Source organism: Enterococcus sp. AZ048 (assembly GCF_051715125.1).
Classification (GTDB): domain Bacteria; phylum Bacillota; class Bacilli; order Lactobacillales; family Enterococcaceae; genus Enterococcus_A; species Enterococcus_A gilvus.
In genome coordinates this window covers 2,694,788-2,718,370 of sequence record NZ_JBIOTD010000001.1, presented here as the reverse complement: position 1 = coordinate 2,718,370, position 23,583 = coordinate 2,694,788, and the positions used below count along the sequence as shown (strand labels likewise).

The window sequence follows — 23,583 nt, the reverse complement described above, 5'->3', positions numbered from 1 at the left end:
TTATTAGGCTTAGGACTTGAGACTGGTTTTGAAAAAAACAGTTTGAAGTCCTGTTTGACATTTGTTGAGTGGGATTCTCCAGCATCTCACTAATTCTAGTGAGGTGCTTTTTTTATTCATCCAGCGGGACTGTTTCGTCAGTCAGAGCCGTTGGAGGCTAGGACACAAAAAAGGACTTCTTTATGAAGCATCCGCTGTCAGTCCTATTCGCTGTCGTGATGAGGCGAAGGGATTTACAGCGAACCAATGGTTTGTTGATCGTAATTAAAAAAGGAGTGGGAAAGATGGAAAACAACGTTAAAAAAGTGAATTTTCAAGAATCGGCGATCTATACGGTCGACACAGTGGAGGCACCAAAAGCAATTGGGCCGTATGTTCAAGGGAAAGTTGTGAATGGGATGCTTTACGCGTCAGGGCAAATCGCGTTGGACCCGGCAAGCGGTGAATTGGTTGGTGAAACCATCGAGGATCAAACGTATCAAGTGCTGCGCAATGTCGGCGGTGTTTTAGCGGCTGTGGGGGCAGATTATGATCAGGTAGTAAAAACCACCTGTTTCTTAAAAAATATTTCCGACTTCGCGGCATTCAATCAAATCTATGCGAGCTTTTTCGACAATGAAAAACCGAGCCGCTCCTGTGTGGGCGTCGCTGATTTGCCTAAGGGCGCATTAGTGGAAGTGGAGATCTTAGCGGTAGTGGATGAATAAAAAAACAGAGCGGGGTCTCCCGCTCTGTTTTTATTAGATATGCAATAAGAAAATAAACAGCAAGGCGGCGATGGTTTGGACAGCGCCGACGGACAGGCCGTAAATCAAGAAACGGGGGCCTTCCTTTAGGAATTTTCTGAAATCCAATCGCAGGCCGATCGCTGCCAAGGCGATCGTTTCAAACCAGGTACTGATAAAGTGCGCCGCTTGGTTGATAAAAGCGGGTAGTGGAAAGAAGCTGTTGGCGATACAAGCGATCAGGAAACAGAGCACATACCAAGGGATCGGGAATTTCTTTTTAGCGGATGTCGTCGTTACGACACCGTCACGACGAACTTTTTGTTCAAAAATAAAGACGACGACGACTAAAAAGATGATTCTTGTGATCTTATAAAGCATCGCGAATTTGACGGTTTCGCCATTGATCAAGCTGGCGCCGGCAACGACTTGCCCGACCGATTGAAGGGTGCCCCCCAGCAACGCGCTTTTTGAGAGCAGGGCGTTTCCGAATAGATGCATTCCGAGAAATGGCAAGGTCAGCATCATCACCGTTCCGAGTAAATTGACGAGGGTGATGATCTGGCCTTTTTCTGTATCGTCTGCTTCGATACTTGGTGCGATCGCACCGATCGCTGAGGAGCCGCAGACGGCATTTCCGCCAGCCATCATCAGGGCCATTTTTTCATTAAAGCCTAACTTGCGGCCGATCGTGAAGGCACCGATGATCACGGTGGTCATCATCAGCACGATAAAAATCAGGCCTTTGAGCCCCATTTGGCTGATGGTTTGGAAGGTCACAGTAAAGCCTAATAGAACGACTGAATATTCCAGCAGGCGGCTTTCAGAAAATTTGGTTCCGCTGGCTAAGCTGGGCTGCTTAAAAAAAGTGTTTCCTAAAAGTATCCCTAACAGGATCGCTAACGTCGCGGCACCGAGTTTCGGCAGCAGGAGCGCTAACAGTTTCGCACCGACAGCAACAGCGAGAGATAAGCCGAAGCCGGGGAGCAATGTTTTTATTTTTATGATTGTATGAGTAGACATGTTCATCTTCCTTTTTTGTTTGGTCGCTTTTCAAAAATTGAGAATAGCTGATTATAAAAGCGAAAATACGCGCGTTTTTTGCTCTTGACGGAATATATTATACAGAACATCTTCCATTAGTATAATTTATTGATATAATAGCTTAGATAGAAAAACATAATGGAAGTGATTGCGATGTTCAAATGGTTAGAAACCTTCAAAGTTGTTTATGAAACGAGGAATTTTTCAAAGGCGTCAGAGATTTTATTCATCTCCCAACCAACGGTCTCCTCTCAAATCAAGCAGTTGGAAAATGAGTTGACGACACAGCTTTTTATACGCAGCGGGCGGAAGGAAGTATTGGTGACACCGCAAGCGGATATTTTGTACGAACGGGTCGTGGATTTGATCGACGATTGGGAGAATCTTTATCAGGCGGTTCAGACCAACCAGCAGCAGATCGTTCGCTGTGTGATCGGCGCCTCCCATACGTTTGCGAATTATATGCTGCCGTCACTTTTGATCGAGCTGCATCAAAAATTTCCGCAAATTCGCTTCAGTGTTCAAATGATGAATTCGCTGGAGGTCCTACAAGCAACAGAGCATCATTCGGTGGATCTGGGGTTTATTGAAAAGCCGCTGTCTGCGGTAAGTATCAAGCGATTCCCTTTGATGGAGGATCAGCTGGTTTTGGCTGGCGATACGGAAAAAGGCCCATGGCTGGTGCGGGAAAATTCATCTGGAGTCTACTATTATACGAAGCGTTTTTTAGAAGAGAAGGATATCAAAGACCCGGTGATGGAGATCCAGAATAACGGGATCATCGTCAGTCTTTTGAAGCAGGGGTTTGGTTGTTCCTTGATTTCAGAGCGGGCGGCGAAGGGGATTTCGTATCAAGTATTAGATGACAGTTTTAAACGGAATTTCTATTTGCTTAAACGAAAAGCCAAAGCTTCGGAGGAAATTGAGCAGTGCACCGAATTTATTTGCGAGTGGAGTAAACGGTCGGGGGATTTCACGTCAGAGATGCTATAATCAAGAAAGTAGAAAAAAATTTTTGATTAGAATGCGATTTGACACGTTATTTTTTAGTGAGCTTAATAAATTGGAGGACAGGAAAATGAAAAGGATTGGTTTACTTGTTGGTTTGTTGATAGGCCTGATTTGTCTGCCCGTTTCTGCAAAGGCTGCCGGCGTTGCCATGTCGCGGCTGTATAACCCCAATAGCGGGGAACATTTTTATACGGCGAATAGGAATGAACGGGATCATTTGACCCGAGTTGGCTGGCGCTATGAGGGGATCGGCTGGAATGCGCCCACAAGCGGCAATCCAGTGTACCGCTTGTACAATCCCAATGCGGGCGATCATCATTACACTCTGAACGCGGGGGAACGTGATACGTTGAAGCGCGCAGGTTGGCGTTACGAAGGGATTTCGTGGTATTCACCAGGCAGCGGTGCGCCCTTGTATCGCTTATACAATCCCAACGCACGAAGCGGCTCCCACCATTATACGCTCTATGCGTATGAACGCGACGACTTGAAGCGTGCCGGCTGGCGTGATGAGGGGATCGCTTGGTTTGGGCTTCAGGGCAACGGATCGGACTATGTATTGTTGAACGCGCCTTACATCAATCAAAATTCCGCAGGGCTGCCGATGGGCTGTGAAGCGGCGGCGTTGTTGCAGGCATTGCAGACGAAAGGGTACGCGCGAAACTACAATCTGAAAAGCTTTATCAAAGAGATGCCGTTAGCCGCGGATAACAATCCGAATCACGGCTTCGCGGGTCGTCCGGATACCGTCATGAACAATGTCTATCAGTCGATTTTTCCAGCGCCTTTAGCAAGCTGGGGCAGTCGTTATGGCAAGGTCGCGAATATTTCCGGTAGCTCGACAAACACCTTGAAACAAGAATTGCGTAATGGCAATCCAGTCGTGGTATATGTAACACTGAACTTTGCCGGCCCGCAATATGGCAACTATTTCTGGGGAACAGGGATCAATAATGCCCACATCATGACCTTAGACGGGTACAATCAAAACAGCAACACGTACCATGTTTCAGATCCTAACGCTGGGAAGTATTGGGTCGCAGCCAATAAGTTTGAAGCAAGCTATAATTTGAAAAAATATGCGGTCGTCGTGCGTTAAGCGACACCTCGCGTTAAGGAAAGTAGTTCTTGTCCGATGGGGATGAGAACTTTTTTTGATTTCAAGTCCCTAAGAGCAGTTCGTTAATAAAATCATTGTTATTTATTCCTTTTTATAAAAAAAATGCTTTATTTAGAATTCGTATTTTTTAAGAATAGCGGTATTCTAGATTTATCAAAGAAAGCGCTCGCAGGACTGAGTATGCGAGAACGAAAAGGAGAAGAGGACACATGCAGACGAAACCATTATCAAAACGACAATTTTTCACGATGAAACCAAAAAGCTTGGCAAAAAGAGTACAGGATTCTTACCAAGAAACACAGAATACGGCGTTTATCATCGAATGCCTCGTTGCGATCATGGTTCGTCAGGCGTTATGCAGGGAGGAATTTACGCAGCCGCTGATTCCTCTGATCCGCGAACTGTTCCTAACAAAAGCTGCTGATCCGACGATGCGCCGCTTCAGCCCGTTCTTCGAAGTATTTTTTGACGAAAGCGAATGGCGCAGTATCGTCGCCCGGATATTCAACCAGCAGCAGGAATATCACACCGCAGCAAAAGCTGTGGAGAAGATCAACGTTTATTTGACAGAAAAACGCGAGCGGCACGACACGAACACCGTTTCCGTCTTCAATCTTACTTCCGTTTTCAAAGACGCGAAGGGCAAACGGCACACATGGACCTTGCGTGATGTCGATGCAGCAAGGTCTGAAAATGATACGGCCGCTTTGCTGAAGGTGTTGACGAGTCTAACGATTCTAGAAACGAATGGCACCCGTCAATTTGCGGAATACGTGAGATGCAAACGCTTTGAAACGAGTGTGGATATGGTCCATGAAGAAGCGCAAGAAGAGGTAGTGGCAGAAGTGCAAGCAGAAGCGCCAAAAGCGCCGAGTCAAAAACCAGCTGTGACGAAAAAACGTCCAGTGACGCATGGGGAAATGCTGCCGCAGCAAGCCATGACTGAGGACAAGGCTCCAGCCGCAACAGCCGTGGCGGTTGAAGAGGAATACGTTGATCAAGAGACCTATGAGCTTGCAGAAGCCGCCGTTGCAGCGATCGCCAGAGGGAAGAAGAAGCCGGTGGATTTTCGCAAGCCGAAAAGTGAAAAGCAGAAAGAACAAGAAAACAAGGAGATGCTCCTGAGAAGGCAAAAAACCAATAGCGGCAAAAGAAGCAGTAAGACAAGCGGCAAGAGAAAAAAGAAAAGGAAATAAGGTAAAGCTGTCTTACAGAAAAAGTCAGTAAAATAGCCACGTTTCTTTCTTTCAAGTAAAATGAAACCAATGAAGGCGTTCTCCAATGACGTGAAAAAAAGCCATAAACCTATATTGTCAACCGCCTAGCTGAAAAATCAGTCGAAAGTCTGAGGTGCAGGTTTTCCCGAGTGATATAATTAGCTCAATCACAAAAAATAAAATAATCAGAAAAAGGTTGGGATAAAAATGAAACGAAGAGGTTCAGGTATCATTGTTGGTATAGGCGTGATCATACTAGCAATCGGCGTGTATTTGGTAACGACATACAACTCGTTGGCTTCAGAAGAAAATAACGTGGATGCAAAATGGTCGCAGGTGGAAAATGTGATGCAGCGGCGGGCAGATTTGATTCCGAATCTAGTGAACAGCGTGCAAGGCAGCATGAATCATGAAGAAAAAATCGTTAAGGAAATTACAGATGCGCGTAAAGCTTATAATAGTGCAAAAACACCCTCTGAGAAGAACGCAGCGAACAATCAAATCGACCAAAGTTTAGGTACGATGGTAAATGTCATTCAGGAAAATTATCCGACACTGGCTTCAAATGAAAATGTGAAAACCTTGATGGTCCAGTTGGAAGGCACAGAAAACCGAATCTCTGTTGAACGGAAGAACTACATCGACCAAGTCAATGACTACAATCAACGCTTGGTTCGCTTCCCGAAAAATATGGCAGCGAAAGTGTTAGGCTTCGATAAAAAGGCGAATTTCAAAGCCGATGACAAGGCCAAAGAAGTGCCAGATGTTAGTTTTCAATAAGAATGGGTGAGGGAAAATGAGAAGGGAACAGCGTACTTCAGGAGAGAGACTCCATCAGGTAGTCGTTGAGAATTACCGCAAGCTGCGCAAACGCAACGGAGTCTTTTCTTTCCTATTGATCATCGTTGTGCTGGTTAGCGGGTTTGGTCTGTTCAATCTGTTTGCAGGGAAGGACTACAGCGAGAAAAAAGCGGGTTATGATCAGCAGTTGACGACATTGAATCAAGAACGAGAAGATATTTTGTCTGGTAAAAAAGTCACCGTCAGCCAATCCTTCAAAACGACGCTGGATGAGAATTTGGCGAACTTGAAGGAGTATCCAAAACAGGCCGATAATTATGACGTGGCGATCAAAGGAACAGACGGTCATTTGACCATCAATAAAAACAATATTTTTGTTTCTGACAATGCCAACATGCTGAGTCAGAAAACGAAGCAAAAAATCTATGATCTGAATAAACAATTGGCAGCGAGTACGAATGGGGCACAGTTTGAAGTAGTGACGGTCCCTGAGCTGCCTCGCGGAGAAGACATCGAATCTTACGCAAATACGATTTTCAATCAGTTGGGTATCGGGGATAAGACCGAGAACAATGGGGTCTTATACTTGATCGCCTTAGATGAACGAAAATTCCGATTGGAAGTCGGCTATGGGTTTGAAGGGCTGATCCCAGATGGGAAAGCGGATGACATCATCAATGACGATGATGTGGTGGATGCCTTTAAAGACAAGGATTATGACAAAGGGGTCAACCAAGTGCTGGACGAGGTGTTTGGGATCATGAACACGAAGACCGCTTTGGTGGATTCTCAGATCAAGGGCATCAAGAGCCAGCGGACACAGCTCATGTTCCTCCATTGGTCAGGGATCGTTGTGCTGGGTCTGTTAGCAGTCGTGGGACTGCTGATGCTGATCAATCTTTTACGGGCGAGAGTGTTCTTGAAGGAAAATTATAAAACCTATGAATCCGATACGGCGACACTTGCCAGTGATGAGGACTTGCTGCGGACGGTCAAACATTCGGCGCTGTATCAAATTCTTTTGAGCAGCTTGATGGTCGGATTGTCTGTACGCGGAATCAAACGGGCGATCATCCAAGGTAGATTACTGAAAAATCCGGGTGCAGAACGGAAGATGTTTGGACGCGTCTTGATCGGGGACACGTTGTATTCCGGCAATGGGGATATCCTGACTACCGCGTATTTAGCATCGAATTACAACTCTAGCAACTGGTCTGACAACAACAACAGCGGCTCAGGCGGAGGCGGCTCTTGGGGCTCCTTCGGCGGCGGTTCTTCCGGTGGTGGCGGCGCGTCCGGCGGTTGGTAATCCGCGATTCTGCACCAATGGCTGTCTTTTGAACGATCTAACTGAATAAATGCGTCTCGATTTCAATCGAAAAACCGTCAGATAGAGGTTTCTGTCTGACGGTTTTTTTGTTTTATAGTTTATGTGTTCGTAGTTTCAGTGAAGAGGCTGCCTATTTTTTTCTGGAGGATCGTCCTGTATAAATCCTAGAAGTTAGCCAAATCCTTATACATTCTGAACAGTTCCTGACTATAATAAGTCGAGGAGCTTTCTTTTTTGTCCGTTGCAACGGTCAAAACCAAGTGAAGCGTTTTCTTTCTGACGCGTTATGATAAAAACAAGAAGGGGAGGTCGATAGCCATGGGAGCAAAGAATAATCGTGAACAAAGGCTGTTACTACTTCTAACGAAACGACATGACTATATCACGTCCGATGAATTGGCGGAGCACCTAGGAACTTCGCAAAAAACGATTTATCGCCTAGTCAAAAAAATAAATGAAACACAGGGCGAGGGCCTGATCCAGTCAGAAAAGGGGCGAGGCTACAAATTAGACTACGAAAAATACATCAATCAAACCAATTATCAACCCAGCCAGCGCAGCCAATACTCTCCACAGGAACGCAGAAACCGCGTGATGGAGGAGCTGCTGCTCTCTTCACCCAATGCGAAAAATGTCTATGACCTGTTTGAAGAATATTATGTCGGCGAGTCAGTCATCTTCAGTGATGAGCAGCTTATCGCAGAGCATCTGCAAAGCTATCGGTTGAAATTAGAACGAAAACAGCGGACATTAGCAGTTTTGGGAGAAGAAGCCAATCTCCGTCGTGCCATCGCTGATTTGATCCAGATGCACAACATTATTGAGATCGACGAGTTGAAAAACAATTCAGAATTAAATTTCAACAATTACGATGTGCTGTTTATCTTGGACCAGTTAAAGGTGATCGAAAAGCAATTACAGCTGACGATCCCGTATCCTTACAACGTCAATATTTTTTCCCATTTATATATTTTGATCAGCCGACTGCGGAAGGTCCACAAACTGCCGAACGGCGAAATGAGTCCGCTTTCTAAAAAGGAACAAGAAGGATTGCAGCAGGACACCGCGCTTTACCAAGTGGCCAAGGCAGCGATCGGGAATGTGGAGAATTACCTCCACAGCAGTTTGCCGGAATCAGAGGTGTATTACCTGTATCAATATTTGACCTCTTCTCGGATGCAGGGGTCCTTGAGCAAAGTAACGAAGTTTTCTTCACGCGTCGTGGATATCACGAATACCTATCTGAAGGGCATGGGGCAACGGCTGAATATTCCTATTAAAGGGGATTCGATCTTTCTTGATCTGGCAAACCACATCAAGCCGATGATCAACCGGTTGGAACATGGGATTCATGTGAAAAATAGTTTGCTGGATCAGATCAAAATGACGTATGAAACGATCTATTCAGACGTTACGTGTGTCTCGCAGGAAGTCAGTCAGCGTTTCGAGCTGCCGCCAATCAATGAAGATGAGAACGGCTTTATCACCTTGTATTTTGCTCGGATCATCGAGACCAATCAGTTGCCGATCCGCACCGTGATCATGTGTACGACAGGGGTAGGGACTTCAGAGCTTTTACGAGTCAAGATCGAGAAGAAGTTTCCTGAGCTGGAGATCGTAGACGTGATTGCCTCAAGAGATGCGAAACGCTTTACGGAAAAATATCCGGGCATTGATTTGATTTTAACGACGGTCAGTGTCAGTGATACGATCCCGATCCCATCCTTGTTGGTCAGCGCGATGTTCACTCGAGACGATCAAAACCGACTGCAAAAGAAAATCGAGGCGATCTATGATGAACGATAAGCTATTTCATGTGTTTTTAAACCAAGAGCTGACGAATAAAGAACAGCTTCAACGCTTCATCGCAATGTTTGCCAATCCAGAGGAAGCCGATGCGTTGATCGATTTATTAAAACAGCGGGAAAAAGTCGGCAATACCATGATCGCGGAGCACGTGATCCTGCCGCATTTGGAAAGTCCGAAGATCAAACAAAGCCAAGTCCTGCTGATCCGTTTAGCAGCACCTGTAGATTTAGACGAAGAGACCCCTGAGGTCCAGCTCGTCGTGACGATCTTACTGAAAAGTCAGGAAAGCCAAGAAATCAAAAAGCAGATCGCGCAGTTTACCCGGCGATTAGCAGATGAGGATTTTTTGGAAGCATTACTAACTGTTGAAAGTGACACACGTTTTTACCAACTATTAGAAGACAACCATTAGGAGGAACAATAAATGAAAATCGTCGGAGTAGCCGCGTGTACAGTGGGGATCGCCCATACGTATATCGCCCAAGAAAAATTAGAAAACGCCGCAAAAAAAGCGGGCTGTGAAATGAAAGTAGAAACACAAGGAACAATCGGGATCGAAAACGCCTTGACGCAAGAAGAGATCGACCAAGCGGACATCGTGATCCTAGCAGTGGACGTAAAAATTTCTGGAAGAGAACGCTTTGAAGGCAAACGAATCATCCAAGTGCCGACAGAGATCGCTGTAAAATCACCCAATAAATTGATTGAAAAAGCGCAGGAAGTCGTTGCCCAAAAGGTCTAGGAGGAGTTCAGATGGAAGTAAAGGATATTGTAGACGTAGCGATCGTCAAAACCAATATGGCCGCCAAAACCAAAGACGAAGCATTGAATGATTTGGCGACGCAATTAATGGACAATGGCTACATTTCAGAAGTAGAAGGATTTATCAAAGACATTTATGTACGAGAAGCGGAGGGCCAAACGGGCATAGGCAATTACATCGCGATCCCTCACGGTAAAAGCGCCTACGTCAATAAAGTCGGCGTCGCTATCGGCATCAATCAAGAGGAGATCCCATGGGAAAGCCTGGACGGTAAAGGCGTGAAGGGCATCATTCTTTTTGCTGTGGGAAACGACAATGAGGGGGCGACCAAGCATTTGAAATTATTGTCGCTTTTTGCCAGAAAGCTTGGAAACGATGAGGTCGTCGGTAATTTGCTGCAGGCGAAAAAACCGGAAGATGTTGTAGAAGCATTCGCTTAATGGAGGAAGAAAAATGAAAAAAATCAAAGAGTTAAACCTTAAAGGGCATTTATTGACAGCAATCTCTTACTTGATTCCGATCGTCTGCGGGGCAGGGTTCTTGATCGCGATCGGGATGGCGTTTGGCGGATCAAGCCAGGATGCATTGGTGCAAGGGCAATTTTCAATTTGGGATGCCTTAGCGACGATGGGTGGTAAAGGCTTAGGCTTGTTACCGGTTGTTATTGCGACGGGGATCTCGTATTCGATCGGCGGCAAGCCAGGGATCGCTCCCGGCTTTATCGTTGGGTTGACGGCAAACGCGATCGGCGCAGGCTTCATCGGCGGAATTTTAGGCGGGTACTTAGCCGGTTATTTAGTTGTAGCTATTTTAAAATATGTAAAATTACCAAACTGGGCCAAGGGCTTGATGCCGACATTGGTGATCCCCTTCTTAACTTCGATCATCGGCGGCTTGATCATGGTGTACATCATTGGCGCACCGATCGCAGCCTTGACCGCATTATTGACAAACTTCTTAGATGGATTGGGCAACTCATCCCTATTAGTCTTCGGAGGTGTGATCGGATTATTGAGCGGTATCGATTACGGCGGTCCGATCAACAAAACAGTTTTTGCCTTCGTATTGACGATGCAGGCTGAAGGTCTGAATGGTCCTATCACGGCATTACAGCTGGTCAACACAGCGACACCGATCGGCTTTGGGCTGGCGTTCTTTATCGCAAAATTGTTCGGCAAAAACATCTACACCAAATTAGAAGTAGAAACATTGAAATCAGCGGTACCGATGGGTGTCATCAATATCGTTGAAGGAGTCATCCCATTAGTCATGAACGACCTTGTACGCGGCGTTGCCGCAACAGCGATCGGCGGTTTTGCGGGAGGTGCGACAACGATGATCTTAGGCGCAGATGCGACGGTGCCATTCGGCGGGGTGCTGATGATCCCGACGATGTCTCGGCCATGGGCAGGGGTGATCGCGATCTTAGTCAATGTGGTAGTCACGGCTGTCGTGTTGGCAGTGATCAAGAAAAACGTCACGGAAGAAGACGCGGCGATGCACGTTGAAAAAGAAGAAGAAGACATTAATTTAGAAGACATCCAAATCTTTTAAACAGAAAGAGTGTGACCCATGAAAAAAGTAGAATTCTCTCCATCATTAATGACGATGGACTTAGATAAATTTAAAGAGCAAATTACCTTTCTGAACGATCATGTGGATTCCTACCACATCGATATCATGGACGGTCATTATGTCCCGAACATCACATTGTCGCCATGGTTCATCGAAGAGCTGCGGAAAATCACGACGTTGCCGATGTCTGCTCATTTGATGGTGACAGATCCGAGCTTTTGGGTGCAGCAGCTCATCGACTTACAGTGTGAGTGGATCTGCATGCACGCGGAAGTCTTAGACGGCTTGGCATTCCGCTTGATCGATCAAATCCATGACGCCGGCCTAAAAGCAGGGATCGTCTTGAATCCTGAGACACCGATCGAAGCGATCTTCCCTTATATCGAATTGGTGGATAAGATCACCATCATGACGATCGATCCCGGCTTCGCGGGACAACGCTTCATCGAAAGCACTTTAGACAAGATTGTTGCATTACGGGAATTACGAGAAGAAAAAGGGTACGGCTATGTGATCGAGATGGACGGCTCCTCCAATCGGAAATCCTTTAAGCGCATCGATGCAGCCGGGCCGGACATTTACATCGTCGGCCGCAGCGGACTCTTCGGCTTGGATGAAGAAATCGCAAAGGCGTGGGAAATCATGGTCACAGATTACGAAGAAATGACCGGAAAAACGCTGGAGTACAGCGAAGCAACATAACGTAAAAGTATGAGACCTGTAGTCGAGAGGCTGCAGGTTTTTTTGTTTGAAAATAGTGTTTTTGAAATGATTTTTCATTAGCAATAGTATTTTTTTGAAAAACAACTCATTTAATGTTTTGTTATATCTCATTTTATGCTATTTTTAAGTAGTATAAAATTGTTCTAATTAGATAATAATTATGAAGTTAAATGAATTATTTTTGAGGGGCTTGGTTTGTAAAAATCTAAGTAGGTGATTGGTTGAAACGATTGATAGTATTTTTTCTTTTAATAGGGATTCTAGGTATTTGTTGGACAAAGATCGTTGATTTCAAAGATGTATCTCAAACGATAACGGCTGATGACACAGGGCGTCCTTTTCACAGTAATCCAGATGTCTATGCGCAGGTGGATGTGGATGGGACATCCATTCATTATCCGATTGCGCAGCACCCAACTGATGACAGTTATTACCTTAGTCATGATAGTGACAATCATGCAACGATCTATGGCGCGGTATTCACAGAACGAGTAAACAAAAAAGAATTTCATGATCCAGTGACCATCATCTATGGTCACGCGACAAGAGATGGTTCAATGTTTGGCACACTCTCAAACTTTGCCAATGCTCATTTTTTTAATGAAAATAAGTCAATTACGATTCAAACAAAACAAGAAATTATTTTGTATGAGGTTTTTGCAGCATATCGTTTTACAGATGAACATTTGTACGAGACGTACCATTTAAATAACGCTAGTAATGTTAGCGCCTATTTTGAGAAAATAAAAGATTACGCAGCACAGTCGGGTGGAAACTACCGAGACATAACAATGAGTTCGGGTAAAAAATTGTTAATATTGTCTACCTGTGATGCAGAAGATGGAGGGAGAAGATTTGTTGTTCATGCAATCGAAAGAGAAAGAAAAGAGAAATGAAAAGAAGCAAAAAATGGAACCAAAAGTACGGTATTTTTCACTCTATCTTTTGGGGCTGATGCTTTATGGAATGGGGAGTTACTTATTTTTAAATGAGCTAGTGGTCACAGTCATGGCCATCCGGGTGAATGCCACTTTTTTTTATGTTTTAGGGAGTCTGTTCACGGTTACAGGAATAGGCATCTTGGCACTATTGTTTTATCACTTTTATAAACGTGTTTTAGATAAGCAGAAGTTGCGAACGGCATTGAGAAACTATTTGTTACTTATTTTAATTTCAGGCCTTATTCTCGGACTTCTTGGAGAAATGATTTATCGAGGAACAGGTAAAAATTACGTAGAGATCAAAACGTATATTTGGGTACTGACGACATATATACAGGGTGTCGCACGATTTGTCTTTCTTTATTATTGTCTCAAGCTTCTTTTAGCAGAAGCAATGAACTGGAAAAATCCGATATTTAGGAAAACGTTGCTGGGAGTACTTTTACTCTTAAGCGTGTCTATAGGAATTCATGTGTTTTTACCAGTGTTTGGTTCAGTCGCGATGTTTACATCGGACATAGTGATTGCGGTAGGGGTTGTTTATAAAGAGTTATTTAAATCTTAAAAAGGGTGTTAGGGGTTGTAAATCGTATGAAAAAAATCGTTAAAAATCTGGTGAAGTATGGGACGCTGATCAATTTACTTATCGGGTGTATGCCGATAGCTTATGCAGAGGATATCAAAGAAGCTGTCGATCAGAGTAAAGCAGAAGCTTATTATAATGACACGGTGGAAAGTGCTCAAGAATCGGTTATTCCAGAAGTAGAGAGTCAAGCAGAGCCACCACCGGTTGAAGAGGGGCAAACCACCGATCCTTCTACTGAGGATTCTCAGCAGCAAAACGAAGCAGAGGTTGAAAAAGAAACTGGGGAAGAAACAAAAAAGGAGCCTGAAGACGAAGAAGAAAAAGCGAAAGAAAAGACATACGAGATTCGTTTGCCAGAGGTCGAAGAAAAGAAAACCAATGCAGAAGAAGCATTAAGAGCGAAATATGGCGAACCAATCTCAGTAGACGGGCAGGAGCAAATCTATAAAGTTGATGAAACCCATTTTATTACGTATATCAGTGGAGATCTGAAAACCTATAAAGATGAAGAAGGAGAGGAGCAGGCGGTTGACTTAACCCTCAAATCTGAATCTGTAAATAGTGAAACGGTCTTTAAACCTCAAGGAAGCCCCGTAGAGGTTGTTCTGCCTGACAAGGTAGATAGCAAGCAAGGGATCCAAATTTCTAAAGGTAAAGACACATTGGAGTTGATGCCCAAAGACAAGACCTATGAGAATGCAACTGTGAAGGAAAACGCACTTCTCTATAATAATGTTGACGAAGCAGACGACGTTCAATATACCATTACAGATAATGGAGTCAAAGAAGAGATCATTCTGGAAGAATGGCGAGAGAAGCACCAATTTACGTACCACTTTTCTGCAAAAAAATACTCCGCTACTTTAGAATCCAATCAAATAATCATTCGTAAAAAGGATAAAAAGAACGTCCTATTTGTTCTTTCTGCCCCATTAATGATCGATGAGGCGGGAGAAACAAGTGACGACATCACACTTAGTCTTAAAGAGAAAGAGAATCAGTATGAGCTGACTATTGATGCAAGTGAAGAATGGTTAAAGGATGAGAAGCGGGCTTATCCGGTTCGAATCGATCCAACTGTAACTGTCCCAACAGAAAGTCTTATTGATACCGTCACGAGTTCTGTTCACGGAACGTATCAAGGACGTGGATATGGATATGTTGGGTACATTACACAAGCCATGACAGGAATATGGAATGCAAAGGATGTCGGCCGTACCCGAATTTATACCAAAATAAAATATGATTTTTCAAAGATACCTAAAGAAGCAAAAATCGATAATGCTTCATACAATCTGTATCAATACGTTCAATACCCGCAAACGAATGCGACCTTTACCAGCTACAAGCTGACGCAAGATTTTAACATTGATACATTGACTTGGGATAATTCTGTTGGGTTAACTCAAGAGCCGACGGGAGAGAAGGCAGTCAGCGGTGCAAAATACGGAATGCATAGTTTTGATATTCGGGATGCGGTGAACAGCTGGGTTCAAGGGACGAGCAAGAATTATGGAATCGTCGTTCAAGCAACCAATGAAAATGATTATGGCGGTGCCTTTTACACGACTTATTCGACAGGTGGACCAGGACAAATAGATTTTACTCCGGATAAACGGCCAAGTATGACGATCAATTGGTCGATTCCAGATCCTGTAAATATCAATTATCCACTCAAGGATACAACGATCGCTCTTCGCTCCATGATGACATCAGATAAAAAAGGGAAGCTGCAGTTTCAAGGCGTCTTCGCAGACGGAATGACAACTCCTGGTGCAATCCTTGATTATGAATTGAGTGATACGAGTAAAGGTTTTGGAGGACAATCTTTCGCAAGTTATTCCTATAAATATCCTGATTCAAGTTTGTTTGATTCGTATTTTCCAAAAGGGACGACTAAATATAAAGACAAGCTGTCAAATTGGCAAACGGGACTTCCATTTACAGATCCTACTTTTAATACGGTCTATACAATCGATGCTGAGAGCAAGAAAGACGGAAATTCCAGTGGAAAGAAGAATAGTGAAAAATTCGTTATTTATAAAGTTACCCAATACGATACACTTCCTAAGATAGCCGCCTACTATGGTGTACCTTTATCTCAAATTATCTATGACAACCGTGTACAAGATATGCTGCTTTTGAGCAATAATACGCTCTTTATCCGCAATCCAAAGAAAAATGCAAACAAACCTTACAATCCACCGAAACTATCGGATGGTACGAAGGAAGACATAGACAGCTTATTAATGGGGCGAGGTCTCCACTGTGAATTTGGTTTTGAACCGATCAATTTGAATACAGGGAATTTCTATTTAGATCGGACGGATGTGACGATTCCGAGCTTGACCAATGATTTTGAAATCACGCGTTCCTATAACTCAAAAGGAGCGGACATCAACAGTTTGTTTGGTCGCGGTTGGTCCTTTGCGTTTAATGAACAAGTGACTAGTGATGATAAGGAGAATCTGTATTATACGCGGACAGACGGCAGCGTTCTTAAATTTAAAAAAGAGGGCAGTAAATTTGTCTCTCCTGAAGGGTACGACTTATCACTGACAGTAAAAGATAAGGAAACCAAAGAAGGCGATTTTGGAAATGGAAAAGAAAAATATACCGTTAAAGAATATCAGATCACTGATACGGAGAACCAGCAAAAAACCTTTAACTATTTTGGTCTGCTGACTAGTCAAAAAGATGAAAAAGGAAACCTCACGAAATTCGATTACAATAAGAACGCGCAATTGACGGCGATCACTGATCCAACAGGAAAGATGTACAATTTTTCGATGAATGAGGAGGGCTATATTGCAACGATCACTGTGCCAAACGGCTCAAAATTATCTTATGATTATGATGAGGACGGACACCTGATCGGCTTTACCGATGCTACAGGTGTGAAGACACGTTATGAGTACAATAAAGAAGGACTCATGACTGCTTGGTACGATGGGAACGGAAATAAAATCATTGGAAATACGTATGACGAAAAAGCCCGTGTCGTTAAGCAAGTTGATGGAAACGGTGCCGTTTCAACACTTGAATATAGCGGGGGACAAACACGGACTACTGATGGAAATGGCAATGTTACCACCTATCAGTACGATAAACAATATCGGACAACAGGGATCGATCATCCAGACGGTACAAGGGAATCCAAAACGTACGATGCTGAAAATCGGCTGACAAGTGAGACAAATGAAGCGGGCCAAACCTCTAGCTACACTTATGATGGGAACGGCAACATGCTATCAGAGACACGGTTTGATGGAGCGGTTAGGCAGTCTACGTATGATGCGAAAAACCACGTGACAGGTGAAGTAGATTTCGATGGGAAAAAGAGTGTTTACGCCTATGATGGTGCAGGGAATCTTAAAAACCTTCAAATCAATGGACGACTAGAGACAGCATTTAGCGTAGATAAGCAAGGGCGGATAACCAGTACCACGGATTCAAAAGGAAATAAAACCACGTTTGGATACTCAGGCGCATTTTTGACAACGATCACGAATGCACTGAATGGCGTTACGAGCATCGACTATAATGCTCATGGTCTTCCAATAAGTATGACGAATCCATTGGGCGGCGTGACGACGTTTACCTATGACAATGAAGGACGAAAGACAAGTGAAACAACGCCAGATGGACAAAAAACCAGCTATGCTTTTGACGGCTCTGGTCAAGTGATTGCCACGACTGATGGCAATGGCGCGACGTCTACCTTTACCTACGATGCTCTAGGAAATAATCTGACGATGACGAATAGTGAAGGCGGTACGTATTCGTATGTGTATGACGGTATTGGGAATAAAATCAAGATGACCGATCCTGATGGACATACGACAACGTATACCCACGACAAACGAAGTCGGTTAACGAGTGAGACCGACGCAGCGAATCACGCATTGACTTATCAACGAGATGCACTTGGCCGACTGGTAAGTGATACCAATGAATCGGGCAATACGAATACGTATACCTATGACGATGTCACCAATCAAATTGCCACAATGACTGATCCGCTGAAACAGGTAACTACTAATACCTATGACGCCTCGGGAAATAGCACAAAAATAGAAAAACCGGATGGGACAGCGCTCACCAATGAATATGATGACTTAGATCAGCTCATTAAACGTACAGACGAGGCAGGGATCGTTACGACCTATATGTACGACGCGAATGGGAATAAGCTAAGTGAAACAGTCGATGGACGGGAAACCAGCTATGCCTATGACGCGATGGGAAATGTTACCAAAGTAACGTATCCGAACGAACAAACCCACACCTACACCTATGATGCCATGGGAAATGCCCTTTCTTTTACTGATGCCAGAGGAAAGAAAACCACTTATGGCTACACAAAAGGCGGTGCGTTGGCGAGTATCACCGATCCATTAGGAAACCAATCTAAGATAACGTATGACGGCAATGGAAATCAGGCCAGTATGAAGGATGCTGCAGGTTATACCACTAGTACGACGTACAACGGGCACAATCTCCCATCAGTCGTGACCGATGGCTTAGGGAATAAAACGACCTATTCTTATAGTCAAATTGAACAAATCACCAGCGCGACAGATGCGTTGGGAAACAAAAAAACCTATACCTACAATGAGTTAGGCTATCCGACTGCCATTACAGATGAGAATGGAAATACGTACAAGATTTCCTATACGCCGACTGCTCAGACGGAAAGAATTGAAAATCCCGATGGTTCAACGATTACGAATGGTTATGACGCGCTAGATCGCTTAGTGAAAGAAACACACTCAAATGGCCTTGTAACGGAATACGAGTACAATGCCAGCAACCGTGTGAATCATGTAAAAGACAATCAAGGACTGGATGAGACCTATACCTATAATCATCACGGCCAACGATTGACTGAGACGAATAGCCTAGGTGAAACGACCATCTACGAATACGATACGCAAGACAATGTCACACGAGTAGAATATGCGGATAAGACAAGCGAGTCCTTTACCTACGATGCGATGGGAAATATGCTGACGTCGTTGGATGTTGAAGGAAAGCAGACGACTTACACGTATGATAAAAATGGCAATCTAAAAGAAGCCGCTGATGCTAAAGGACGTGTGACCGTTTACAGCTATGATGATGTCAATCAAATCGTCAAAGAAACAAATCCAGCTGGCGACATGACTACCTATACGTATGACGTTCTCGGAAATGTTTCCAGTATCACCGATGAAAATGGAGAAAAGACCAGTTACGGCTATGACGCCAATCAGAACTTGATTCTTTACACAGATGCGAAGGAAAATACGACCGCTCTGAAATACGATCCATTAAATCGTCTAGCAGAAAAAGTAAGTCCGACAGGTGCCGTTCAAAAATATTCTTACGACAATCTAGGGAATACGTTGTCAGAAACAAGCGGCGAAGAAAATACAACCAGCTATACCTACGATCAGATGAATCGTATGATAAGTATGACCAAACCAACCGGCGGCGTCAGTGAATATACCTACGATCAAACAGGTGCGCTACTATCGGAAACGGATGCCAATGGTCATAAGACGACCTATGAAAATGATCTATACGGTCAAGCGACCACTCGGACATTGGCTAATGGCGCAAAGTATAGCTATGCCTATGACAAGTTGGGCCGATTGACCCAGCAAACAGCACCGAAAGGCCTAGCTCAAAGCTACACCTATGACGTTTCTGGAAACTTGATCAAGCAGGAAGATCAATCCAAACGTACGACGGACTATACGTATGATAAAGCAGGTCGTTTGCTGACAACTACGGATCCAGCAGATTTGAAAACCAGCTTTGAATACGATGACGCGGGGAATCTTGCACAAACAGTTAGCCCAAGCGGAATCAAAACAAAATACAGCTACAATGTATTGGATCAAATTGAAACAGTGACTCAGCCAACAGGGCGTGAGACGACCTTTGAGTATGATCCAGTCGGACAATTAACGACTCGTACGATCAATGGCAAGCGAAAAGAAACTTATAATTATGATCCGAACGGCAATCTGACAGAAACAATCAATGCTCTTGGACAGAAAAGCACCAATAGTTATGACGAAGCCGACCGATTGATCGCAGAGACCAATACAGCGGGACAACTCACTGCCTACAATTACGACAAAGATGATCGTTTGACGAAGATCACTTCTAGTGAAGGCGCGATCAACGAGTTCGCTTACGATGGCAACGATAACTTGACCAAGGTGACTTCAGGTGGTCAACGAGTAAATAGTTACAGTTATGACAAAGCTGATCAAATGATCGAAGCAACAACGGGGACAGGCGACAAAGCCTCCAAGACTAGCTATGCGTATGATTCTGTTGGAAATGTCACGGAAATTACCAATGGAAATGGCAAAGTCACGAAGTACAAATACGATGAACTATCAAATGTTGTTGAAAAAGTAACTAGCTTGGGGGATACAACGAAATACACCTATGATGCAGACAACCGTCTAAACGGTGTTCAGCAAGCCAATGGCAAATCCATTACCTATGACTACAATAAATTGGATCAGCTATTGCAAGTGAACTACTCGGAGAAATCAGAAGGGACCGTCATGTATACCTACGATGCAGACGGCCGACGCATTACAATGGATGATCTCACGGGTCAAACGAATTATGAATTCAATGATGAAGATGAACTCACGGGTGTCCGTCAAGGAGATGGAAGCCTAATCACATACGATTACGATGAGTACGGCAACATTAAAAAATTGACCTACGCCGATGGATCAGAAGTAACCTACGCTTATGATGAGTTGGATCGATTAACAAAAGTGACAGATAAAGACAATCAAGCAACGACCTATGAATATGATGATGCTGGAAACATGACGAAGATCAAGCGGAAAGATGGTTCGACCTCTACACTGACGTACCGTCTGGATCATCGGGTCGAAAAAATCGTGCATCAAAACAAAAAAGGCAAACCAATTGCTTCTTATGAATATGAATACGATGCCGACAACTTTGTTTCTGAAGAAAGTATCATGCAAGAGGGAAAAACAGTCGTACAAACCTATGAATACGATAGCCTCGGACAAGTCACTCAAATGACGGTTTCTGATAAGAATAAGAAAAATGAGCTGGCACGCTATGCGTATTCGTATGATTTAGCCGGAAATAAATTGACTAGCACAGAAACAATTGATGGGAAAGAAACCACAACGGACTTTACCTATGATGACAATAATCGTCTGCTAAACATGAAAAACGACGATCAGACAATCACCTATGAATACGACAAGAATGGCAATCGTATCAAACAAAGCGGAACAGATGAAGTGCTTGATTACATCTATGACACCGAAAATCGCTTGCTTGCGGTAAAAGACAATAAAGGTCTCTTGCTGGCGGCACTTTATGATGGCGCGGATAATCGCGTGTTCACCGCTAGTCGAACAGAAGAGACGACCGCCTATCAGCTATTTAAACGGAAAGAGAAGAAAAAGAAACCTGGTGGAAAATCACAGTCTGTTTCTAGAAGCAGTCGAGATAGTAACGGAAGACGATCACCAAAGACCAGTCCAAACGGCGATGAAAATTCCCTTTTCTGGTATGGTTTCACTGAGAATGTGATCCAAGGACTCTCCAGCCTGCCAGAAACTGTCGGCAACATCTGGATGTCTGTCTTTGATACAATCTCGCAACTGTATCACCAAAAAATTGCCAAAGATCGAGCGAACGAAGAAGGCATCGTCGTAAATCCACCAAGTCTAGGCAATCGACCAGGTGAAGGCAAAGTGACTTATTCGTCAGAGGTCAATGACGTATTGATTCCCTATACAACACGAGAAGACACGTACAACTATTACGAAGTACGAAACTATGTCAATGACGTGAATCAAGAGAACACTCAAGTGCTCCAAACCTATGATGACGAGAAAAACGCTCGTGAAACCTATACCTATGGCAACGAACGACTCAGCTACATGAACGAAAAAACAAAAGATGAGTACCAGTACCTGACCGATGCACGAGGCAGCGTGACTGGCTTGGTTCAAGATGGCGAAATCGCAGAGAGTAATAGTTATTCTGTATGGGGGATTCCTGAAGACCAAGGGGATACCGGAAGTCCATATGGTTATACTGGAGAAGCGCAAGATGTGACGGGATATAATTACCTAAGAGCTCGTTATTACGATAGCCAAAGCGGCACCTTCCTGACCCAAGATAGCTATGAAGGTGAAGGGGATAACCCACTGAGTCAGAATGGGTATACGTATGTGGAGAATAATCCGATCAATTATGCCGATCCGACGGGGCATAAGAAGAATTTCTTCCAGAATTTGTGGAATAAAGGGAAAAAAGCAGTTAATAAGTATATTGTGAAACCAGTTAACAAATATATCGTAAAACCCGTTGTAAAATTTGTAAACAAAGCTGCAACGTGGGTAGGTAACAAGATTAATAGTGCTAAACAAGTTGTTAGTAATTTATGGAGTGGTGCCACAAATTCTGCCAGAACATCGTATAATAGAGTAGTGAATTCCTTCACTGGTGGTGGTTCAACGGGAGCAGGAAGAGGAATCGCTGGGCCACCATATCCTGGTGGCTATTGGAATGCAAATCGAGCCCCAAGTAGTCAAAGCTACATGAGTCATGAACAACTAATAGCGGTAAAGAGCGCACAACGGCAACAACAATTGACCCAAGCGTATCAGAGAGCCACTGGAATTAAAGGCACCCCTAAAACTAAAGAAGCCCAAAATATGTTTAAAAACTGGGGTAAAGCCATGGAGAAAACATGGACGAAATTCTGTAAAACCGCGCCAAAAGTTGCAAAAAAAGGTCTTCAAACAGGAGTTTCATTTGGTGTAGGTGTTGTCATTCAATTTAGTGAAAATACTTTAATCAAGCCTGTTTTAGACAAGATATTCGGGGAATGGTCGCCAAAAGATTGGATTGCACAAAATCCAGGATATAGTAAAGGAAGACAAGTTGGAAACATTTTTGGGCTTGTTCAAGCAGCGGTGGAGTATGTTGCAGCAGCATCAATCTTCACAGGTGGGAATGGCGTTAGTTACGCAGGAGCCCCTTGGACTGGTGGCGCCAGTTTAGCACTTTCACCTGCATCTACGATAGCATCTGCTGCGATCGTTGAGCATGCGACCGGTGTTTTGGCATCGAGTATTCAGAATATGATGGGTGGAGGTAACTATGGTTCCAATTCTGAGGTTAAAAATGTTTATAATGGTATCAAAGATGCACCAACATATCCTAAAGGATTTAAAGGAAGACAGAATGGAACAAAAACAAATAAGGTGACAAATAAAGAATTGTTAGAGGATTTGAGGAAAGTTGAGTCAGGTGAATGGAAGAAAGTATATAAAGATGGTTATGACAATGCTGGAAATAAGATTTCTATCCATTATTTCCAAAGCAAATCAGGCAAAGTTTTCAATGTAAAAGTTAAAAGCAAGTGGAGTAATAAATAGGGAGATAAATGATGCGGAAAACACTTAAGTTGTCAGTTAATAAAAAAGAGGATGCTAATATATTGTTACTAGTATGTATAATTGGATTACTGGATTCTCTAAAAAGTGGAATCCTTACAATAGAGGAGTGCGAACAATATTTATTTAGTCCATACTCTCTAGAGGTGTTACAACAAAAGAACGTAGATAAAAGAATTATCGATATTGTACATTTAGGAACTGAACTAGAAGATATAGAATCCTTGCTACCAGAGAAACTTGATGACAATATAAACGAATTATATGAGTCAGCAAAAGAATTATTGAAAAAAATCAAACCTAAAGAAATTTATTATGGTGAAAAAAAATGGTTAGATAAATAATGATGAAACTATCTTGAAGAAAGGTAATATGTAAAAACATTAAATTTGATCACACAAGTAAACAGAATAAAAATTAAAAATTTTGAAACTGTATCAGTAGTTTGGAGTGTACTGATACAGTTTT

17 protein-coding genes are annotated in these 23,583 nt (G+C 43.5%); 16 read left to right on the top strand and 1 reads right to left on the bottom strand.

The window, feature by feature from the left end; genetic code table 11:
- Positions 1 to 284 precede the first annotated feature (284 nt).
- A complete protein-coding gene (locus IGI66_RS13335; RefSeq protein ID WP_114525128.1) occupies positions 285 to 707 on the top strand; it encodes a RidA family protein in 423 nt (140 codons plus the stop codon).
- 33 nt (positions 708 to 740) lie between these two features.
- Here the strand turns inward: IGI66_RS13335 and IGI66_RS13330 are convergent, their stop codons facing one another.
- Entirely contained in the window at positions 741 to 1,748 is a 1,008-nt protein-coding gene (locus IGI66_RS13330) for a YeiH family protein (RefSeq protein WP_010779428.1), read from the bottom strand.
- 174 nt (positions 1,749 to 1,922) lie between these two features.
- Between IGI66_RS13330 and IGI66_RS13325 the strand changes: the two genes are divergently transcribed.
- From IGI66_RS13325 to IGI66_RS13255, 15 genes are all read left to right on the top strand, one after another.
- Entirely contained in the window at positions 1,923 to 2,762 is an 840-nt protein-coding gene (locus IGI66_RS13325; RefSeq protein ID WP_010779429.1) for a LysR family transcriptional regulator, read from the top strand.
- Between the two features lie 85 nt (positions 2,763 to 2,847).
- Positions 2,848 to 3,879, top strand: a complete 1,032-nt coding sequence (locus tag IGI66_RS13320; protein WP_438849231.1) for a C39 family peptidase — start codon at positions 2,848 to 2,850, stop codon at positions 3,877 to 3,879.
- Positions 3,880 to 4,109: 230 nt separating this feature from the next.
- A complete protein-coding gene (locus tag IGI66_RS13315; RefSeq protein WP_438849230.1) occupies positions 4,110 to 5,096 on the top strand; it encodes a hypothetical protein in 987 nt (328 codons plus the stop codon).
- Between the two features lie 228 nt (positions 5,097 to 5,324).
- A complete protein-coding gene (locus tag IGI66_RS13310) occupies positions 5,325 to 5,897 on the top strand; it encodes a LemA family protein (protein ID WP_010779432.1) in 573 nt (190 codons plus the stop codon).
- 16 nt (positions 5,898 to 5,913) lie between these two features.
- A complete protein-coding gene (locus IGI66_RS13305; RefSeq protein WP_438849229.1) occupies positions 5,914 to 7,227 on the top strand; it encodes a TPM domain-containing protein in 1,314 nt (437 codons plus the stop codon).
- A gap of 339 nt (positions 7,228 to 7,566) precedes the next feature.
- The gene (locus tag IGI66_RS13300) at positions 7,567 to 9,054 is read left to right on the top strand and encodes a BglG family transcription antiterminator (RefSeq protein ID WP_010779434.1); all 1,488 of its coding nucleotides are present in this window, start codon (positions 7,567 to 7,569) and stop codon (positions 9,052 to 9,054) included.
- Positions 9,041 to 9,469 (top strand): PTS sugar transporter subunit IIA, encoded by a 429-nt coding sequence (locus tag IGI66_RS13295; RefSeq protein WP_086306289.1) that lies wholly within the window; start codon positions 9,041 to 9,043, stop codon positions 9,467 to 9,469. The genes IGI66_RS13300 and IGI66_RS13295 overlap by 14 nt, the downstream gene beginning before the upstream one ends.
- Before the next feature lie 12 nt (positions 9,470 to 9,481).
- A complete protein-coding gene (locus IGI66_RS13290) occupies positions 9,482 to 9,799 on the top strand; it encodes a PTS fructose transporter subunit IIB (RefSeq protein WP_086306290.1) in 318 nt (105 codons plus the stop codon).
- An 11-nt stretch (positions 9,800 to 9,810) separates the two neighbouring features.
- Positions 9,811 to 10,260: a fructose PTS transporter subunit IIA gene (locus IGI66_RS13285; protein WP_314579332.1), complete on the top strand. Its 450-nt coding sequence runs from the start codon at positions 9,811 to 9,813 to the stop codon at positions 10,258 to 10,260.
- Between the two features lie 13 nt (positions 10,261 to 10,273).
- A complete protein-coding gene (locus tag IGI66_RS13280; protein WP_114525120.1) occupies positions 10,274 to 11,374 on the top strand; it encodes a PTS fructose transporter subunit IIC in 1,101 nt (366 codons plus the stop codon).
- Positions 11,375 to 11,392: 18 nt separating this feature from the next.
- Complete coding sequence (gene alsE, locus IGI66_RS13275; RefSeq protein ID WP_010779439.1) at positions 11,393 to 12,097, top strand: D-allulose 6-phosphate 3-epimerase; 705 nt, start codon at positions 11,393 to 11,395, stop codon at positions 12,095 to 12,097.
- Between the two features lie 242 nt (positions 12,098 to 12,339).
- Positions 12,340 to 13,014: a class B sortase gene (locus tag IGI66_RS13270; RefSeq protein WP_438849228.1), complete on the top strand. Its 675-nt coding sequence runs from the start codon at positions 12,340 to 12,342 to the stop codon at positions 13,012 to 13,014.
- A 13-nt stretch (positions 13,015 to 13,027) separates the two neighbouring features.
- Entirely contained in the window at positions 13,028 to 13,624 is a 597-nt protein-coding gene (locus tag IGI66_RS13265; RefSeq protein ID WP_438849227.1) for a hypothetical protein, read from the top strand.
- Positions 13,625 to 13,650: 26 nt separating this feature from the next.
- Positions 13,651 to 23,097, top strand: a complete 9,447-nt coding sequence (locus tag IGI66_RS13260; RefSeq protein ID WP_438849226.1) for a DUF6531 domain-containing protein — start codon at positions 13,651 to 13,653, stop codon at positions 23,095 to 23,097.
- Positions 23,098 to 23,105: 8 nt separating this feature from the next.
- Positions 23,106 to 23,459, top strand: a complete 354-nt coding sequence (locus IGI66_RS13255) for a DUF3969 family protein (RefSeq protein ID WP_438849225.1) — start codon at positions 23,106 to 23,108, stop codon at positions 23,457 to 23,459.
- The last annotated feature ends 124 nt before the right edge of the window (positions 23,460 to 23,583 follow it).

Bases quoted from the DNA above. Each gene is read 5' to 3' on its own strand.
- IGI66_RS13255 (WP_438849225.1), top strand. From the start codon at position 23,106: ATGATGCGGAAAACACTTAAGTTGTCAGTTAATAAAAAAGAGGATGCT.
- IGI66_RS13265 (WP_438849227.1), top strand. From the start codon at position 13,028: ATGGAACCAAAAGTACGGTATTTTTCACTCTATCTTTTGGGGCTGATG.
- IGI66_RS13290 (WP_086306290.1), top strand. From the start codon at position 9,482: ATGAAAATCGTCGGAGTAGCCGCGTGTACAGTGGGGATCGCCCATACG.
- IGI66_RS13315 (WP_438849230.1), top strand. From the start codon at position 4,110: ATGCAGACGAAACCATTATCAAAACGACAATTTTTCACGATGAAACCA.
- IGI66_RS13305 (WP_438849229.1), top strand. From the start codon at position 5,914: ATGAGAAGGGAACAGCGTACTTCAGGAGAGAGACTCCATCAGGTAGTC.
- IGI66_RS13300 (WP_010779434.1), top strand. From the start codon at position 7,567: ATGGGAGCAAAGAATAATCGTGAACAAAGGCTGTTACTACTTCTAACG.
- IGI66_RS13335 (WP_114525128.1), top strand. From the start codon at position 285: ATGGAAAACAACGTTAAAAAAGTGAATTTTCAAGAATCGGCGATCTAT.
- IGI66_RS13325 (WP_010779429.1), top strand. From the start codon at position 1,923: ATGTTCAAATGGTTAGAAACCTTCAAAGTTGTTTATGAAACGAGGAAT.
- alsE (WP_010779439.1), top strand. From the start codon at position 11,393: ATGAAAAAAGTAGAATTCTCTCCATCATTAATGACGATGGACTTAGAT.
- IGI66_RS13280 (WP_114525120.1), top strand. From the start codon at position 10,274: ATGAAAAAAATCAAAGAGTTAAACCTTAAAGGGCATTTATTGACAGCA.
- IGI66_RS13285 (WP_314579332.1), top strand. From the start codon at position 9,811: ATGGAAGTAAAGGATATTGTAGACGTAGCGATCGTCAAAACCAATATG.
- IGI66_RS13310 (WP_010779432.1), top strand. From the start codon at position 5,325: ATGAAACGAAGAGGTTCAGGTATCATTGTTGGTATAGGCGTGATCATA.
- IGI66_RS13260 (WP_438849226.1), top strand. From the start codon at position 13,651: ATGAAAAAAATCGTTAAAAATCTGGTGAAGTATGGGACGCTGATCAAT.
- IGI66_RS13330 (WP_010779428.1), bottom strand. From the start codon at position 1,748: ATGTCTACTCATACAATCATAAAAATAAAAACATTGCTCCCCGGCTTC.
- IGI66_RS13320 (WP_438849231.1), top strand. From the start codon at position 2,848: ATGAAAAGGATTGGTTTACTTGTTGGTTTGTTGATAGGCCTGATTTGT.
- IGI66_RS13295 (WP_086306289.1), top strand. From the start codon at position 9,041: ATGATGAACGATAAGCTATTTCATGTGTTTTTAAACCAAGAGCTGACG.